Origin of the sequence: Xanthomonas sp. SHU 199, assembly GCF_000364665.1 — a bacterium.
GTDB lineage: Bacteria > Pseudomonadota > Gammaproteobacteria > Xanthomonadales > Xanthomonadaceae > Xanthomonas_A > Xanthomonas_A sontii.
The window spans coordinates 1-1,308 of the sequence record NZ_AQOI01000644.1; the positions used below are offsets into that span (position 1 = coordinate 1).

Consider the following 1,308-nt stretch of genomic DNA (forward strand, 5'->3'; position numbering starts at 1 on the left):
CAGCAGGAAGTTCTCGGTCTGGAAGTAGCGCAGGATCTGCCCGCGGGTGGCGCCGAGCGCGCGGCGGATGCCGATCTGCTTGGTGCGCTGCTGCACCCAAAAGCTGGCCAGGCCGACGATGCCCAGCGCGGTGACCACCAGCAGCAACACGCACACCGCGCCGAGCAGCCACACCATGGTGCGGTCGCCCTGGAAGTAGGCGTCGCGGATCTCGCTGTAGGTCTGCTGATCGAGCACCAGCCGGCTGCTGTCCACCTGCATCAGCGCCGCGGTCGCCGCGGCGAGCACGGCCTGGCGTTGCGCCGGGTCGCCCACGCGCAGCACGTACAGCCCGTCGGTGTAGGGCATGCGCAGCGGAATCAGCAATGCGTAGGGCGCCTGCGCCGGGCCGACCAGGTCCGGGTTGGGGCGGGCCAGGGCGTCGACGATGCCGACCACCTGCGCCGGCACGGTGCCGCGGTAGACGGTCCTGCCCAGCGCGTTCTGTCCGGGGAACATCTTCTCCGCCGCCGCCCGGTTGAGGATGACCGCGCCGCCGGCGTTGCGCAGGCGCTCGTCGTTGCGCAGGGCGTCCAGGTCCAGGTATTCGTCGGCGCGGAAATCGCGCCCGGCGATCAGGCGCAGGCCCAGCGTGCGCAGCGTGGCGTCCTCGGCCTTGTACTGCGCGGCATTGAGCGTGGGCCATTCCTGGTCGGGGGTCAGATTCAGGCCGACGTTCCAGGCGGCGTCCCCGAACGGCATCTGGTTGACGACGGTGGCGTTGCGCACGCCGGGCAGCGCGCGCAACGCAGTCAGGTCTTCGCGGGTGCGTGCCGCCGCGTCGACCTGCCGGCCGATGCCGCCGAGGGCGATCGTCACCAGTTCCGCTTCGGCGACGCCGCTGGCGCTGCGCAGGGTCGCGATGCGGTTGCCGATCAGGAACAGCGCGTTGCAGACGATCGCGCAGGCCAGCGCGATCTCCAGCACGATCAGCGTCGCCGCGGTGCGGTGCCGGGACAGCGTCGAGAGCATCGGACCCAGTGCCATGGCGGCGACGTTCAACGGCCGCGCCGCACCGGCGCCGCCAGGCCGATCGGGCACGGCTGCGGCCACGCAGGCGCGTGGCGCAGGAGACCGGAGGACGGCAGTGGGCGATGGTTGCGGGGCATGGCGCGCTCGATGAAAAAAGGCCGGCCGGAGCCGGCCAAGGGGATGGATCAGGTGCTGCGGGTGGCCACGGCCGGCGGCACGTCGGCGGCGCGGCGCGCCGGCGCGAACACCGCCAGCTGGCCGAGCAGCCACAGCGCCACCGCGCCGATCGGCAGGGAG

At 72.5% G+C, this 1,308-nt stretch carries 1 protein-coding gene; it reads right to left on the minus strand.

Annotation, left to right across the window (positions count from 1 at the left end; translation table 11 throughout):
• Positions 1 to 1,026 (minus strand): ABC transporter permease (locus tag D183_RS0118485; RefSeq protein WP_026144632.1); only part of this gene is annotated, 1,026 nt, incomplete at its 3' end.
• Positions 1,027 to 1,308 lie beyond the last annotated feature (282 nt).